At 64.3% G+C, this 15,539-nt stretch carries 15 protein-coding genes; 9 read left to right on the top strand and 6 right to left on the bottom strand.

Annotation, left to right across the window (positions count from 1 at the left end; translation table 11 throughout):
* Positions 1–101 precede the first annotated feature (101 nt).
* The 6 genes from rho to AC1D2L_RS22100 all read left to right on the top strand — a co-directional run bounded on the left by rho (position 102) and on the right by AC1D2L_RS22100 (position 7,284).
* Positions 102–1,367 (top strand): transcription termination factor Rho, encoded by a 1,266-nt coding sequence (gene rho / locus AC1D2L_RS22125; RefSeq protein ID WP_476848058.1) that lies wholly within the window; start codon positions 102–104, stop codon positions 1,365–1,367.
* Between the two features lie 251 nt (positions 1,368–1,618).
* Positions 1,619–2,926, top strand: coding sequence for a tRNA uridine-5-carboxymethylaminomethyl(34) synthesis GTPase MnmE (mnmE, locus tag AC1D2L_RS22120; protein WP_476848057.1), 1,308 nt, complete (start codon positions 1,619–1,621; stop codon positions 2,924–2,926).
* 86 nt (positions 2,927–3,012) lie between these two features.
* Complete coding sequence (gene mnmG / locus AC1D2L_RS22115; RefSeq protein ID WP_476848056.1) at positions 3,013–4,899, top strand: tRNA uridine-5-carboxymethylaminomethyl(34) synthesis enzyme MnmG; 1,887 nt, start codon at positions 3,013–3,015, stop codon at positions 4,897–4,899.
* A gap of 8 nt (positions 4,900–4,907) precedes the next feature.
* Complete coding sequence (rsmG, locus tag AC1D2L_RS22110) at positions 4,908–5,543, top strand: 16S rRNA (guanine(527)-N(7))-methyltransferase RsmG (RefSeq protein ID WP_476848055.1); 636 nt, start codon at positions 4,908–4,910, stop codon at positions 5,541–5,543.
* 3 nt (positions 5,544–5,546) lie between these two features.
* A complete protein-coding gene (locus AC1D2L_RS22105; RefSeq protein ID WP_476848054.1) occupies positions 5,547–6,377 on the top strand; it encodes a ParA family protein in 831 nt (276 codons plus the stop codon).
* A gap of 28 nt (positions 6,378–6,405) precedes the next feature.
* Positions 6,406–7,284, top strand: coding sequence for a ParB/RepB/Spo0J family partition protein (locus AC1D2L_RS22100; protein ID WP_476848053.1), 879 nt, complete (start codon positions 6,406–6,408; stop codon positions 7,282–7,284).
* Here AC1D2L_RS22100 and holA read toward each other — a convergent pair.
* Genes holA through leuS form a run of 3 tightly spaced genes read right to left on the bottom strand, consistent with a single transcriptional unit; the run spans position 7,281 to position 11,498 of the window.
* Entirely contained in the window at positions 7,281–8,315 is a 1,035-nt protein-coding gene (gene holA, locus AC1D2L_RS22095) for a DNA polymerase III subunit delta (RefSeq protein ID WP_476848052.1), read from the bottom strand. The two genes, AC1D2L_RS22100 and holA, sit on opposite strands and share 4 nt — an antisense overlap.
* A 14-nt stretch (positions 8,316–8,329) precedes the next feature.
* Positions 8,330–8,851: an LPS assembly lipoprotein LptE gene (lptE, locus tag AC1D2L_RS22090; protein WP_476848051.1), complete on the bottom strand. Its 522-nt coding sequence runs from the start codon at positions 8,849–8,851 to the stop codon at positions 8,330–8,332.
* A 22-nt stretch (positions 8,852–8,873) separates the two neighbouring features.
* The gene (gene leuS / locus AC1D2L_RS22085; protein ID WP_476848050.1) at positions 8,874–11,498 is read right to left on the bottom strand and encodes a leucine--tRNA ligase; all 2,625 of its coding nucleotides are present in this window, start codon (positions 11,496–11,498) and stop codon (positions 8,874–8,876) included.
* A 94-nt stretch (positions 11,499–11,592) separates the two neighbouring features.
* On the opposite strand from leuS, the gene AC1D2L_RS22080 reads away from it, so the two are divergent.
* On the top strand, positions 11,593–12,258 hold the full coding sequence (locus AC1D2L_RS22080; protein ID WP_476848049.1) for a YggS family pyridoxal phosphate-dependent enzyme: 666 nt from the start codon (positions 11,593–11,595) through the stop codon (positions 12,256–12,258).
* Positions 12,259–12,362: 104 nt separating this feature from the next.
* Here the strand turns inward: AC1D2L_RS22080 and AC1D2L_RS22075 are convergent, their stop codons facing one another.
* Positions 12,363–12,746 (bottom strand): bleomycin resistance protein, encoded by a 384-nt coding sequence (locus AC1D2L_RS22075; RefSeq protein WP_476848048.1) that lies wholly within the window; start codon positions 12,744–12,746, stop codon positions 12,363–12,365.
* A 114-nt stretch (positions 12,747–12,860) separates the two neighbouring features.
* On the bottom strand, positions 12,861–13,430 hold the full coding sequence (locus AC1D2L_RS22070; protein ID WP_476848047.1) for a L,D-transpeptidase family protein: 570 nt from the start codon (positions 13,428–13,430) through the stop codon (positions 12,861–12,863).
* 84 nt (positions 13,431–13,514) lie between these two features.
* On the opposite strand from AC1D2L_RS22070, the gene AC1D2L_RS22065 reads away from it, so the two are divergent.
* Together AC1D2L_RS22065 and AC1D2L_RS22060 are read left to right on the top strand one after the other, a co-directional pair.
* A complete protein-coding gene (locus AC1D2L_RS22065) occupies positions 13,515–14,201 on the top strand; it encodes a response regulator transcription factor (protein ID WP_476848046.1) in 687 nt (228 codons plus the stop codon).
* A 5-nt stretch (positions 14,202–14,206) separates the two neighbouring features.
* The gene (locus AC1D2L_RS22060; RefSeq protein ID WP_476848045.1) at positions 14,207–14,671 is read left to right on the top strand and encodes a cyclic nucleotide-binding domain-containing protein; all 465 of its coding nucleotides are present in this window, start codon (positions 14,207–14,209) and stop codon (positions 14,669–14,671) included.
* Between the two features lie 15 nt (positions 14,672–14,686).
* Here the strand turns inward: AC1D2L_RS22060 and xth are convergent, their stop codons facing one another.
* A complete protein-coding gene (gene xth / locus AC1D2L_RS22055; protein ID WP_476848044.1) occupies positions 14,687–15,502 on the bottom strand; it encodes an exodeoxyribonuclease III in 816 nt (271 codons plus the stop codon).
* Between the last annotated feature and the right edge of the window lie 37 nt (positions 15,503–15,539).

The following is a 15,539-nucleotide window of genomic DNA, read 5'->3' as shown; positions in this document are numbered from 1 at the left end:
GCTTGCAACAGTTACGCGGGCCCGTCCTGGGTCTGACGTCCCTTCCACCATGCCATCATCCCTGCCTTGTTTCGGGCCGGGCTTTACGATCCGGGTGCCCCATGCGGGAAATCAAGCTCCAAGACCTCAAGGTCAAGTCGCCGACCGAACTGCTCGCCTTTTCCGAGGGGCTCGAGGTCGAGAACGCCAGCACGATGCGCAAGCAGGAGCTGATGTTCGCGATCCTGAAGCAGCTCGCTGCGAAAGAGACCGAAATCCTCGGCGAAGGCGTAGTAGAGGTCCTGCCCGACGGGTTCGGCTTCCTGCGCTCGCCCGATTCCAATTATCTGCCGGGGCCCGACGACATCTATGTCTCGCCGACGCAGATCCGGAAGTTCGGGCTTCGCACCGGCGACACCGTCGAGGGGCCGATCCGCGGACCCAAGGACGGCGAACGCTATTTCGCGCTGCTCAAGGTCAGCACGATCAATTTCGAAGACCCCGAGAAGATCAAGCACAAGATCAACTTCGACAACCTGACGCCGCTCTATCCCGATGAGCGCTTGAGGCTCGAGGTCACCGACCCCACCAAGAAAGATTTCTCGGCACGTGTCATCGACATCGTCTCGCCGATCGGCAAGGGCCAGCGCGCGCTGATCGTCGCGCCGCCGCGGACCGGCAAGACCGTCCTGCTGCAGAATATCGCTCAGTCGATCACCACCAACCATCCTGAATGCTACCTCATCGTTCTGCTCATCGACGAGCGGCCTGAAGAGGTCACGGACATGCAGCGCTCCGTGAAGGGCGAGGTCGTTTCGTCGACCTTCGACGAGCCGGCGACCCGCCACGTCCAGGTCGCGGAGATGGTGATCGAGAAGGCCAAGCGCCTGGTCGAGCATGGCCGCGACGTCGTGATCTTGCTGGACTCGATCACCCGTCTCGGACGCGCCTACAACACGGTTGTCCCCTCCTCCGGCAAGGTCCTGACCGGCGGTGTCGATGCCAACGCCCTGCAGCGGCCCAAGCGCTTCTTCGGCGCCGCCCGTAACATCGAGGAAGGCGGTTCGCTGACCATCGTCGCGACCGCCCTGATCGATACCGGCTCGCGCATGGACGAGGTGATCTTCGAGGAGTTCAAGGGCACCGGCAATTCGGAAATCATTCTGGATCGCAAGGTCTCCGACAAGCGCATCTTCCCGGCCATCGACATCCTCAAGTCGGGCACCCGGAAGGAAGAGCTGATCACGCCGAAGTCCGACCTGCAGAAGACCTATGTCTTGCGTCGCATTCTCAACCCGATGGGTCCGCAGGACGCGATCGAGTTCCTGATGGACAAGCTGCGCCAGACCAAACAGAACTCGGACTTCTTCGATTCCATGAACACCTGACGGCAGCGCCGCGGCGCTGCATCCAGGCCTCGACTCCGGCAGTTTGATTCGGACCCGTACCAAGTGCGGGTCCGTTTCCGTTCGCAGGCTATGAGCAAGTCATTGCTATCGACCCGGGGCAGTGCGGGGCCCCTGCCGCAGAGGCAAACAGAGTCATACCGCTCCCTGATCGCAGCCATACTCGGGCATACCATCTCAAAAAATGATCCGATTCGGAACCGAAGCGACCCCTGCCGGCAACGGACCTCTCAATGAATGCGAATGACGCCCAGACCATCGTCGCCCTGTCGTCCGGAGCGGGCCGCGCCGGCGTATCGGTCATCCGGATATCCGGGCCGCGCGTTCGATTCATCCTCGAAACGATTGCAGGCGACCTCCCCTCGCCACGGACAGCCGCGCTGCGCAGGCTGCGCGATGGCGAGGATGTCGTCGATAGCGGTCTCGTGCTCTATTTCCCGGCGCCACACAGCTTCACAGGCGAGGACGTCGCTGAACTTCAGGTTCACGGCTCGCGCGCGGTCCTGTCCCGACTGCTAGCGTTGCTGACCTCGATTGCCGGTGTTCGCCTGGCCGAGGCCGGCGAATTTACGCGCCGCGCGTTTGAGGCTGGAAAGCTCGACCTGGCGGCCGTGGAGGGCCTGGCCGACCTGATCGATTCGGAAACGGAATGGCAGCGGAAGCAAGCGCTGCGGCAAATGGATGGGGCGCTCGGAAAGCAAACGGTGGGCTGGCGCCGCGGCTTGATCGACGCGATGGCGTTGCTGTCCGCCGAACTCGATTTTTCGGACGAAGGCGATGTCACCGGCCCGCTTTCCGAACAGGCGATCGCGATTGCCACCGCCATACGGGCAGAGTTGCAAGCGGCGCTGGGCAGCTTTCGCATGGGCGAGCGCGTGCGAGACGGATTTGTCGTCGTGCTGGCGGGAGCGCCCAATGCCGGCAAGTCGAGCCTGCTGAATGCGTTGGCGCGGCGTGATATCGCGATCGTCTCACCGGTCGCAGGTACGACCCGGGATGCCATCGAGGTCCGCCTCGATCTCGAGGGATTGCCCGTCATACTGGTCGACACTGCCGGATTGCGCGACACCAGTGACGCGATCGAAGCCGAGGGTGTCCGTCGCGCGCAGGCCCTCATTGAGCGCGCAGACCTCGTCCTCAAGCTCAGGCCGATCGATTCGGACCCGGACCAATCCACGGCTGGCCCGACCTTGCTGAAATTGGCGACCAAGTCGGACCTGCCGGGAGTCGTCATGCCGGGCGAACTCGCGGTGTCAGCCATGACAGGCTCGGGCATCGACGGTTTGCTCGAGGCTTTGAAACGGCGGCTTGGTGGATTGGCGCAGGTCGAGCCGGCCTTGCTGACCCGCGAGCGCCACCGATCGGCTGTGTCCGATGCCGTTCTGGCGCTCGACAGGGTTGTGGCCGATGAGCACGGGCAGGTCGAGCTGATGGCCGAGGACCTGCGGCTTGCCGTCTTGGCATTGGAGCGCCTTGTCGGCAGAATCGGGGTCGAGGATGTCCTCGATCAGCTATTCTCCGGCTTCTGCATCGGAAAGTAGCGATCGAAGGGCGGTTTCACGTGAAACCGCTGTTCACCAACCTTTAATTCGTTGACCCCTTGCCTCAGCTTCGATAGCCAAACCGAATGTCACAACCTCAGAACCGCTATGACGTGATCGTCGTCGGCGGCGGCCATGCCGGCGTGGAGGCGGCGGGAGCTGCCGCCCGCCTGGGCGCGCGCACGGCACTCTTGACCCATCGGATCGAGACGATCGGTGTCATGTCGTGCAACCCGGCCATAGGCGGTCTCGGCAAGGGCCATCTCGTCCGTGAGATCGATGCGCTCGATGGCATCATGGCGCGCGCCGCGGATCGTGCGGGGATACAGTTTCGGATGCTCAACAGGCGCAAAGGTCCAGCCGTTCGGGGGCCAAGAGCCCAGGCTGACCGAAAGCTCTACCGAGCGGCGGTCCAGGACCTCCTTGCCGAGCAGCCCAATCTCGACATCATCGCGGGTGAAGCGTTTGACATCGACGTCGAGGCCGGGCGCGTCACAGCGGTCGTCCTTGCCGACGGCCGTCGATTCGTAACCGGAACGGTTGTGCTGACGACGGGCACTTTTCTGCGCGGCTTGATTCATATCGGCGAGACCAAGACGCCCGCCGGGCGCGTCGACGAAGCCCCGTCCGTTGGCCTGTCCTTGACGCTGGAGCGGCATGGATTTCCGCTCGGTCGGCTCAAGACCGGGACGCCGCCCCGTCTCGACGGGCGGACCATCGACTGGGCGTCTCTCGACATGCAGGCCGGCGACGAGCCGCCTGAGCCATTCTCCTCGCTGACGACCGCGATCACCACGCCTCAGATCTCCTGCGGCATCACCCGCACGACGCTGGCGACCCACGACCTGATCCGGGCCAATCTCCATCGAGCGCCGATGTTCTCGGGGCAGATAGAGGGTCGCGGCCCCCGCTATTGCCCGTCTATCGAGGACAAGGTTGGTCGCTTTGGCGACCGTGACGGGCATCAGATCTTCCTGGAGCCCGAAGGGCTCGACGACGACACCGTCTATCCCAATGGGATCTCGACATCCCTGCCCGTGGATGTCCAGCTTGGAGTCCTCAAGACCATCCCGGGGCTCGAGTACGCTCAGATGCTGCGGCCCGGCTATGCGATCGAGTATGATTTCGTCGATCCGCGCGCACTGAAGAATACGCTAGAGACCCGTGCGATCACCGGCTTGTTCCTGGCCGGCCAGATCAATGGGACGACTGGCTATGAGGAGGCCGGGGCGCAGGGCCTGTTTGCGGGGCTCAACGCCGCGAGGCTGGCAAGTGGGGCAAAGCCGGTCAGCTTCGAGCGGTCAGCTTCGTATATTGGCGTCCTCGTCGATGATATCGTGACGCAGGGCGTTACGGAACCGTATCGAATGTTCACGTCGCGAGCGGAGTTTCGTCTTTCCCTGCGCGTCGATAATGCAGACGAGCGCTTGACAAGACTTGGCATCGAGAACGGATTGGTGGGCTCGACACGCGCGGGCCACTTCGAGGCTCGTTCGGCCGAGATCGAGCAATTGCGGCAGCGCCTCACCGCCCTTACTCTGACGCCGCAGCAGGCCGAAGCCGGCGGGATGCAGTTGAATCGCGACGGGCTGCGGCGCAGCGCCTATCAGGTGCTGTCCTATCCCGATATCGACTACAGCCAGCTCGTCACGATCTGGCCGGAGCTGGCGTCCTATAACCCTGCAGTCATCTCTCGCGTGACTGCCGATGCCGTCTACGCGGTGTATCTTAACCGGCAGTCCGCTGAGATCGAAGCCTACAAGCGGGACCAGGCGCTGAAGGTTCCGGAGGATCTCGATATCGATGGCATCTCCGGTCTTTCCAATGAACTCAAGCTCAAGCTTGCCAGCGAGCGTCCGGCCGATCTGGCGCAGGCCGCCCGGATGGAGGGGATGACTCCAGCGGCCTTGACCTTGCTTGCTGCCCACGCCCGGCGCGGGCGCAGGGTGCCGACTGCTGTTAATGGAGCTTGAGCAGTACTGTGGATGATACCGATAGGACGCGCGCATTGCGCTTGACTCCTGTTTCACGTGAAACAGAGGAGCGCCTGGCGCTGCTGGTATCGGAGCTCGAGCGCTGGCAACTCGCGAAGAACCTGGTTTCGAACACCACATTGGCCGATGTCTGGACGCGCCATATCGCCGATTCCCTTCAGGTGCACGCGCTGGCACCGGATGCCGAGCGTTGGCTCGATCTCGGTTCAGGCGGCGGTTTTCCGGGTCTGGTCATCGGGATCTGCCTGGCCGAGCGCGGCCGTGGCAGGATTCATCTTGTCGAAAGCAATGCCCGCAAATGCGCGTTCCTGCGCCATGCGGCGCGTTTGACGGGTTCGCCGGTCACGGTCCACAATGCGCGGATCGAGGATGTCGTCGACGATTTCTCCGGTCAGATCGATGTCGTCTGCGCCCGTGCGCTCGCGCCGCTGCCGCAATTGCTCGACTGGTGTAAAGAGCTGTTGAGAAATGGCGCCCTGGGTCTGTTTCCGAAGGGACAACATCTAGAGGCTGAATTGACCGAAGCTGCTAAATATTGGAAGATTCAGGCTACGACGGTGTCCTCCGTGACGGATAGCGCCGCTGGCGTCCTGTTGGTTCGCGCGGCCGAGAAACGGGCCTGATTCATGACCGATCTTACCCCAATTGCCGTCCCGCGTCGGCCGCGGGTGCTGGCACTCGCGAATCAGAAGGGCGGCGTCGGCAAGACGACGACGGCGATCAACCTCGGTACGGCTCTGGCGGCGATCGGCGAGAAAGTCCTTATCGTCGATCTCGATCCGCAGGGTAACGCGTCAACCGGGCTCGGCGTTGACCGTCGCAGTCGCCGCTCCTCGACTTATGACGTGCTCTGTGGCGATGTCGGGCTGGGGCTGGCCATGCAGGAGACTGCAGTGCCTGGCCTGTTCCTGGCGCCCTCCACGCTCGACCTGCTTGGCGTCGAGCTGGAGATCGCCAGCGCCAAGGATCGCGCGCACCGCCTCAAGAATGCGATCGACGAGCTGGTCTACGATCAGCGCTGCTCGGACCTGACCTACATCCTGATCGACTGCCCGCCTTCGCTCAGCCTGATCACGATCAACGCGATGACCGCGTCGGATGCCGTGTTGGTGCCGCTGCAATGCGAGTTCTTCGCGCTCGAAGGTTTGAGCCAGTTGCTCAAGACGGTAGAACAGGTGCGAAACGGCCTGAACCCGCGCCTGATCATCCAGGGCGTGGTTTTGACGATGTATGACCCCCGCAACAACCTGTCGGGCCAGGTCATGGCCGATGTTCGCGAGTTCCTGGGCGACAAGGTCTATGAGACCGTGATCCCGCGCAATGTGCGGGTCTCCGAAGCGCCGTCCTACGGTAAGCCGGCGCTGCTCTATGACCTGCGCTGCTCGGGCTCGCAGGCCTATCTGAAGCTCGCCTCCGAAGTCATCAAGCGCGAACGCGCCCTGCGCGCCGCAGCCTGACGCAGTTTTAGGGAATACGGGGATGGCCATGGCCGAAGAACAGGGGCGCTCACGCTTGGGCCGCGGCTTGGCGGCGTTGATCGGCGATGTCGGCGAGGAGATCGGAGCGATCGACCGCGCCCGCGGCCAGCGCCGGGTTCCAGTCGAATTCCTGCGACCCAACCCCAAGAATCCACGCCGGACATTCGTCGAGGATGACCTCGAGGATCTGACCGCCTCGGTGCGCGAGCGCGGCGTCCTGCAACCCATCATCGTCCGCTCGATCAGCGGAATGATCGATGCCTATGAGATCATCGCCGGCGAGCGACGCTGGCGGGCGTCGCAGCGGGCTGGCCTGCACGAGGTTCCGGTCATTCTGGTCGAGGCTGACGATCGCCAGGCGCTCGAGATCGCCATCGTCGAGAATGTTCAGCGTGCAGACCTTAATGCGATCGAGGAATCGGCCGGGTATGAGCGGTTGATCGCCGAGTTCAGCTATACCCAGAACGATCTGGCCCGCGTCATCGGCAAGAGCCGTAGCCATGTCGCCAATACGCTGCGCCTGTCGAAGCTGCCGGAGCCGGTACGTGACATGGTCAGTGCCGGAACGGTTTCGGCCGGTCACGCCCGTGCCTTGCTTTCAGTTTCGGAACCGGAACTGATGGCCAAGAAGATTGTCGCCGAGGGTCTGAGCGTTCGCGACATCGAGCGTATCGTACAAAACGAGTCTCGCGGCGAGTCGAGGAGCGGCACCAGCAAGCCGAAGCCCGAAAAGGATCCCGATACCCGCGCCCTGGAAAAGGCACTGGAGGAAGCGCTAGGGCTCTCTGTGTCGATACAGCACCGCCCCAACGGAACGGGCGAGCTCAAGATCGGTTACAAGACCCTGGAACAGCTCGACGGTCTGTGCAGACGTCTGAAAGCCTAATTGCCGCCTCTTGGCGGGACGCGACCCATACGCGCCAGCGTCCAGAGCGCGCGCGACGCGATCGGCCTTGCCATGTCGCCGTCGCGCCTGACGGCGGCTATCGCGGTTCCAACGACATTGACGGCTTCGGTGAGTTTCGGCGTTGTCCAGACCGATAGCGCGGCTTCGGTCGCGGCGATGCGGGGATAGGGCAGCCGCATCGACGAGACGGCATCGCGCACGCTGCGCCCGCCATCGACGGCCTGGCGCGCCTTGAGGAACGCAAGGGCCTGACGGAGCAGAGCTCCCAGCATCACCCCGGTGTCGAGGCCTTCGCTGGTCAGCTTGGCGAAGGCCAGATCGAGAACGGGCAGCTTGCCGGAGAAGACGGCGTCGACAAGCGCCGCCTGTTCGCGTTGCGCGGTGTCACCGACGACTGCACTGATATGCGCTTCGGTTACGGAGGGATCGCTCCCCACATAAAGCAGGAGCTTCTCCACTTCGCGGCGCGAAGTCTGGCGATCGCCGCCGAGGAGCTCTGTGAGTTGGTCGCGGCTGCTGCGATCGATGGTCTTTCCGGCCGAGCGGACCATCTCGTCGACAAGCCCGCCGAGGTCGCGGGCGCCGTCGCTGTAGCAGGGCACAGCCAAGGCTGTGCGCGCCTTCTCGCAGGCCACCCGCAGGGGATTGCTGCGCTGCAGGTCGCCAGCCTCCACAATCACGATCGCATCGCGCGAAGGGGTTGCCAGCAGCGGCTCTACGGCTGAGGCAAGCGGCTTGCCGGTGGGTGAGACGCGTATTGCGCGGCGGCCGCCGAACAGGCCTATCGTGTTGGCTTCGTCGACAAGCTTCAGCGGGTCCGCGGCGATCTCGTCGCCACTCATCCGCACGAGTTGGAAGGCGTCGCCGGCGTCGTCGACATTTGCCTTGGCAAGTGCCGAGGCGCGCTCGGATACGAGCCCCGCATCGGGGCCGTAGATCAGGAAAAGCCGCCAGGCCGGGTCCGGCTTGGCCAGCGCCCGGTCTGCCTCGTGAGCCTTGATTGAGGCCATGGCTTCGCCCGGCCTCAGCCGGCGACGAGGTCTGCGGAGAGCTGACCCTTGATACGTTCGGCCAGGGCCTTGGCGGCCCGGATCTGGGCGTCACGCGCGGCGCGAACCGTGGCAAAACGCTGAGAGGACCGCTCATAGGGCGCGCGAACGACGCTGGTGCTTGAGGCCACGACCTGGCCGTTGTCGATGCGCTTCACCGACCAGGTCACGGTTGCGATGAGCACGGCCGAATCGGCGCGGCCGCTGGCGTAATCGACGGTCACGACCTCGATCGATTCGGTGATGTTCGCGTCAAGGCGCAGCCGCTTCTGCGCGTCCGCATCGCCGCCGCCATCAAGCTCGAAGACGAGTTCATTGCGCAGGTAGTGGCCGATCAGCCCCTTCATCTCGGGGATCTCGACGCCTTTCAGCGCGGTGCGGACATTACCGCCGATCGTGCTGGTGGTTCCTTCGCCATAGAGTGGCTGCATGCATCCGCCGGCCAGCGACGCCGCGAACAGGGCCGATGCCAGGAGCGAGCGTCGGGAAACAGGCATCGGCAAACTCCGGCTGGGCGCCTCAGACGACGACATTCACGATCCTCCCGGGAACGACGATGATCTTGCGGATCGCACGACCATCCAACGTCCGGGTCACGGCCTCCGTGGCACGCACGATGGCCTCGACGGCCACGGTATCGGCATCGGCGGGCACAGTCACCTCCGCGCGCTTCTTGCCGTTCACCTGGACCGGCAGGACGATGCTGTCGTCCTTGAGCAGCGTCTCGTCCGCGACCGGCCAGGCGGCCTCGCCGGCTAGCCCAGACTGGCCCAGCGCTTCCCAGCAGGATTCGGCAAGATGCGGCATCATCGGTGCGATAAGTTGCGTGACGATGATGGCGGATTCGTGCAGCGCGTAGGCCACATCGGGCGCAAGGGCTGCTTCCTCGGCGGCGGCATCCAGCGCTTTGCCGATCGCGTTGGTCAGCGTGTAGATATGCGCGACGCAGCGGTTGAAGCCGAGACGCTCGATATCGGCGCCGACCGCGTGCAGGGCGCGGTGGCTGGCGCGGCGCAGGGTCAGAGCAGGTTCGTCGAATGCAGCGGGCAGGTTTGCGGCGTTGCCGGTGCGATCGGCGATCTCACCGACCAGTCGCCAGATGCGCTGGACGAAGCGGGCGGCGCCCTGGACGCCTTCATCGGTCCAGATCACGTCACGATCGGGCGGCGAGTCCGAGAGCATGAACCAGCGCGCGGTGTCGGCGCCGTAGGAGGCGATGATGTCGTCGGGATCGACGACATTCTTCTTCGACTTCGACATCTTCTCGATCGCACCGATGTCGATCGGGGCGTCGGTGTCGACATGGAATCCGCGACGCTCGGCGCCGACAGCCTCGATGCGAACATCGCCCGGCTCCACCCACGTACCGTCCTGCGCTCGATAGGTCTCGTGCACAACCATGCCCTGGGTGAACAGGCCCGCAAAAGGCTCGTCCAGACCGGCATGGCCCGTCGCCTTCATGGCGCGGGTGAAGAAGCGCGAATAGAGCAGGTGCAGGATCGCGTGCTCGACGCCGCCGATATACTGGTCGACGGGCAGGAAGCGGTCGACGACCGCGCGATCCGTCGGGCTTTCCGTCCGCCAGGGATCGGTGAAGCGCGCGAAATACCAGGATGAATCGACGAACGTATCCATCGTGTCGGTCTCGCGCCGCGCATCCTTGCCGCAATGCGGGCACGCGACGTGCTTCCAGGTTGGGTGGTGGTCGAGCGGGTTGCCGGGGCGCTCGAAGGAGACGTCGTCGGGGAGTTCGACCGGCAGATCGGCATCGGGAACCGGCACCGTGCCGCAGTCGGCGCAGTGGATCACCGGGATCGGGCATCCCCAGTAGCGCTGGCGCGAGACGCCCCAGTCGCGCAGGCGGAAATTGACTTTTCGTGTGCCGACCGGCGCATTGCCGCGGGTCTCGGACTCAAGGCGGCGGGCGACTTCTTCTTTCGCCTCCGGAATGGTCATTCCGTCGAGGAAGCGCGAATTGATCATGCGGCCGTCATCGGTATAGGCGGTGTCGGTGATCACGAAGGTCGCGGGATCGGTGCCTTCGGGGCAGACCACGGGGGTATTGCCCAGGCCATACTTGTTTACGAAGTCGAGGTCGCGCTGGTCATGCGCCGGGCAACCGAAGATCGCGCCGGTGCCGTATTCCATCAGGATGAAATTGGCCACGTAGACCGGCAAAGTCCAAGAGGGATCAAGCGGATGCACCGCACGCAGGCCGGTGTCGAAGCCCAGCTTCTCGGCCTTGTCGATGTTCTCCTGCGCGGTGCCTGTCTTCTTGCACTCCTCGATGAAGGCCTGCAGGTCCGGATTGTCGGCAGCCGCCGCCTTGGCGAGCGGATGGTCGGGCGCCACGGCCATGAACTTTGCGCCGAACAGCGTGTCGGGCCGTGTGGTGTAGATCTCGAGTTCGTTCTGGCCAAAGACGTTCGATTCGAGAGCGAAACGAATCAACAGGCCTTCCGACCGGCCGATCCAGTTCTTCTGCATCAGCCGCACCTTTTCGGGCCAGCGGTTCAGGCCTTCCAGGGCGTCATGCAGTTCCTGGCCGAACGCGGTGATCTTGAAGAACCACTGCGTCAGCTCGCGGATCTCGACGGGYGCGCCGGAGCGCCAGCCGCGGCCGTCGATGACCTGTTCATTGGCGAGCACGGTCTCGTCGACGGGATCCCAGTTGACCTTCGCGGTCTTGCGATCGACCAGCCCGGCCTTCAGGAAGTCCAGGAAGAGCTTCTGCTGGTGGCGGTAGTAGCTGGGGTCGCAGGTCGCAAGCTCGCGGCTCCAGTCCAGCGAGAGGCCCATGGACTGCAACTGCGTCCGCATCGATGCGATATTGGCGTAGGTCCATTCGCGCGGATGGACGTTATTGGCCTTGGCGGCGTTCTCGGCCGGCAGGCCAAAGGCATCCCAGCCCATCGGATGCAGAACCGCAAAGCCCTTGGCGCGCTTGTAGCGCGCGACCACGTCGCCCATCGCATAGTTGCGAACATGGCCCATATGGATGCGACCCGAAGGGTAGGGAAACATCTCGAGGACGTAGTAGCTTGGCCGGGTGTCGTCGTTGCGGGTCTCGAAGAGCTTGCGCTCATCCCAGACGCGGCGCCATTTCGGCTCTGATTCCTTGGGGTTGTAACGTTCGACAGCCATGATCGCGGGCAATTCTTGCATGATTGGAGTTTGCCGGACTAGGACACCATTGAGGCCACGCGGTCAACGTCGCTGCGGGCATGAAGGGACTACCATGAGCGATACGGTTATGCGTTTGGCCGAGACGAAGGCTGCGATTGCCCGCATGGCGCGCGATTTCGAGCGCGAGCCGGAGTCGGTCACCCTCATCGCGGTCTCCAAGACCATGCCGGAGGAGGCCATCGTGCCGGCGCTCGAAGCCGGGCAGCGCGTCTTCGGCGAGAACTACGTTCAGGAGGCGAAGGCCAAATGGCCGGCGCTGCGGCAGCGCTTCCCGGATGTCGAGGTCCACATGATCGGGCCCCTGCAATCCAACAAGGCGCGCGAGGCCGTCGAACTGTTCGATGCCATCCATTCGCTCGACCGCGACAGCCTTGCCAAGGAGCTTTCGCGGGAGATCGGCCGCGTCGGCAAGGCGCCTACCCTGTTCGTCCAGGTCAACACCGGCGATGAGCCACAAAAGGGCGGCATCAGCCCCCGCGAGGTCGACGCCTTCCTCGAGGCTTGTCGCGTGCGGCATGGCCTGGTGGTCAGCGGCCTGATGTGCATCCCGCCGGCCGACGAACCGCCCTCGCCTCATTTTGCGCTGCTCGCCAAGATCGCGGCGCGGCATGGCCTGGCTGGGCTTTCGATGGGCATGAGCGCCGATTACGAGGCCGCCATCCAGCTCGGCGCGACACATGTCCGCGTCGGCAGCGCGATTTTTGGCGCGCGAGGCTGACGAGCCACGCGTCACTGCGAGCGCTGCCAGGCCATCCAGTGGAGCTTCGCGCTCTGTTCGTCTGGATTGCTTGCTTGCGCTCGCTTTGACGGGGAGCGAGCGGACTACCGCTTCAGGGGCTCGCCGACATCGATGCGGTTGCCATCCGGATCTTCGAAGACGAAGGCGCGCAGGCCGTAATCCTTGTCGCGCAGGCCCTTGACGATGCGCAGGCCCCGCGCCCGGATCACGGCGTGGAAAGCGTCGATCTCCTCGACCATCATATGCGCGACGTTGAAGGGCGCCGGCTTGTGGCCGGGCTGGAGCGTCAGATGCAGCTCGGCCTCGCCCTTCCTCAGGATCATGAAGCCGACGGGGTCGCCGTTCTCGAAGGTCTTGGTGAAGCCGAGCGTACCGACATAGAATGCCTGTGCTCGGGCGATGTCGCCGACAGGCAGCATGGCGGCGATCCGCCCGAAGCGGATTCGTGAAGCGGTCGTTTCGGTCATTGTGATGTCTCGCCTGGGAGCGGCGCGATGGCGCGAGACGGTGCCCGCATCCTGTCGGCCGATCCATGGTGTCGATTGAGACGGTGCCCGGCACAGTTTCTAGCCGATCTCCCGCTATCTGACCAGAATGGCGCAATGGCGCGCCAGCCGGGGCAGGATCTTCGAGAAGACATGGCTCCTGACGGCGACGCAGCCCGCTGTCGGCGTGAAACCCTGCCGGGCGAGGTGCCAGAAGATGGCACTGCCGCGGCCGCGCATCACCGGCCGGTCGTTCCAGCCGAGTTCGACAATGACATCGTAGAGATGGTCGTCGCGGGTCAGGCGCTCCTCGGCCTCGCCTGGCGGACGGTCGATCAGTCGGTTGTAGCGGCGGTCGCCACTATCGTCGCACCAGGCGTCGCGCGGCTTGATGACCCGCACGGGCAGGAGCGTACGCGGGCGTGGCAGCCTGTCGGCCCGGTAGAACACGCTGCGTAGCGGCAGGCGGGTGCGTGGCGTGCCGCCATCGCCCTCGCGCTTGTCGACCACGATACCGCCCCGGCCGAGCGCGCAGGGAAATACGGCCCCACCCGCGACCAGGAACCCCTTGCTCCGGTCATGCACCGAGCGGACGACGCGCAGGGTCTTGAGCCCCGGCTTCTGGCGAAATGACCGGGCTGCGACCGCAGGTTCAACTATTCTCACGGGAATTCCATCTTGCGTGACTTGCAGTCGTGATTCGCCGGGCTCATGGTGCCAGACCGAGCAATTATACAAAATGACCCGTTCATGTCCGCCGTCCATCATATCCTGCTTGTCGACGACGACCAGACATTGCGCGAGGCTCTCGCCGAGCAGCTCGCGCTCTATGACGAGTTCAAGATCTCGACCGCGGAAACAGCGACCGGCGCGGTCAAGGCTGTCCAGGCCGAGCGTATCGATCTCACCGTGATGGATGTCGGCCTGCCCGACATGGACGGTCGCGAAGCCGTCAAGATGATGCGCAAGAACGGCTTCAAGAGCCCTGTGATCATGCTGACCGGCCAGGGCTCGGACGCCGACACGGTGCTCGGCCTGGAGGCCGGGGCCAACGACTATGTCGTGAAGCCGTTCAAGTTTGCAGTGCTGCTGGCGCGCATCAGGGCCCATCTGCGGCAATACGAGGCGAGCGAGGACGCGGTTTTCCAGGTAGGGCCATACACCTTCCACCCGGGTTCGAAGCTGCTCGTCAGCGAAAAGGGCTCGAAGACCAAGCTGACCGAGAAGGAGACGGCGATCCTGCGGTTCCTGTACCGCGCCGGCCGCAAGCCGATCGCGCGCGAAATACTGCTGCAGGAAGTCTGGGGCTATAACAGCCAGGTCACGACGCATACGCTCGAAACCCACATCTACCGGCTGCGCCAGAAGATCGAGCCCGACCCGGCCAATGCAAGGCTGCTTGTCACGGATGCGGGCGGCTACCGCCTCAACCCCTAGAGATCATGGCGCTAGACAACGACATCGCCCTGTTGGCCCGGCAGCCCCTGCTGAGCCTGATGGAACGGGATGCGCTGCGGCTGGTGGCGTTTGCCGCCGACAGCCGCACGCTGCGGGCCGGCGACGTGCTGTTCCGTGGCGGCGAGAACTCCGACGGCGCGATCCTGGTGATTTCTGGCGCGATCGCGCTGACGAGCGGCGATGACGGGCAGCCGGCCGACGAGATCGCCGGCCCCGGCACGCTGCTGGGCGAGCTTGCCCTGTTCACCTCGGTGAAGCGTCCGGTCACCGCGGTTGCGCGCGAACCCACGCAGATCATGCGGCTGTCACGCAGCGTGATGCGGCGCGTGCTGACCGAGTTTCCCGAATCCGCGCAGGCGATCGCCGATGTCGTGGCGGAGCGGCTGCGCGCCTTTGTCGGCGAACTCGGCCAGGTCAAGCAGCGCCTCGACGCCATCGACCGCAGCTGAGCGCGGGCAGGAGCCTTAGAGCTCCAGTGTCACCGTCACCGGGACATGGTCCGAGGGGCGCTCCCAGCTGCGCGCCTCGCTCAGGAACGTCACGTCGCGAAGGGTCGGTTTGAGTCCGTCCGAGAGCCAGATGTGGTCGAGCCTGCGGCCGCGATTGGAGGCCCGCCAGTCGGCGGCCCGATAACTCCACCAGCTGTAGAGTTTCTCGGGCTCGGGCCGCAGCGCGCGCGCCGCGTCGGTCCAGCCGAGCTCGCTGCGCAGGCGTTCCAGCGTGGTGGTTTCGATGGGCGTGTGGCTGACCACGTCAAGCAGTTGCTTGTGGCTCCAGACGTCGTGCTCATAGGGGGCAATATTGAGGTCCCCGAGCAGGATGGAGGGTCGGTCCGTCGGCTTCTTGGCAATGCCCCAGGCTCCGATCTCGTCCAGGAAGGCGAGCTTGTGCGCGAACTTCACGTTCTTCTCGGGGTCGGGAATGTCGCCGCCGGCGGGGATGTAGAAATTATGGATGGCGATGCCGGCGGCGGCGCCCGCACCGGTGTCGAGCACGGCGGTCATGTGGCGGGCATCGTTCTTGCCGCACATCGCCATGGCGTCCTTCTCGCTGAAGGGCAGCTTGGAGACGATGGCAACGCCGTTATAGCCCTTCTGGCCAATGAAGGCCTGATGGATATAGCCCAGCTTCTCGAAGGCTTTTGCCGGAAACTGCTCGTCTGGCGTCTTGGTCTCCTGCAAACACAGGACGTCGGGCGCATGCGCCGTCAGGTAGTCCGAGACCATGCCGATGCGTAGGCGGACGGAATTGATGTTCCAGCTGGTAACGGTGAGTTTCACGAGAGCTTTCCGGACGGCGGGTGCCGGAAACTGGTTC

This window comes from Allobosea sp. P1_B10 (assembly GCF_056406735.1).
Note: the sequence above shows the minus strand (reverse complement) of the source record. Positions and strands in the feature narration are given on the sequence as shown.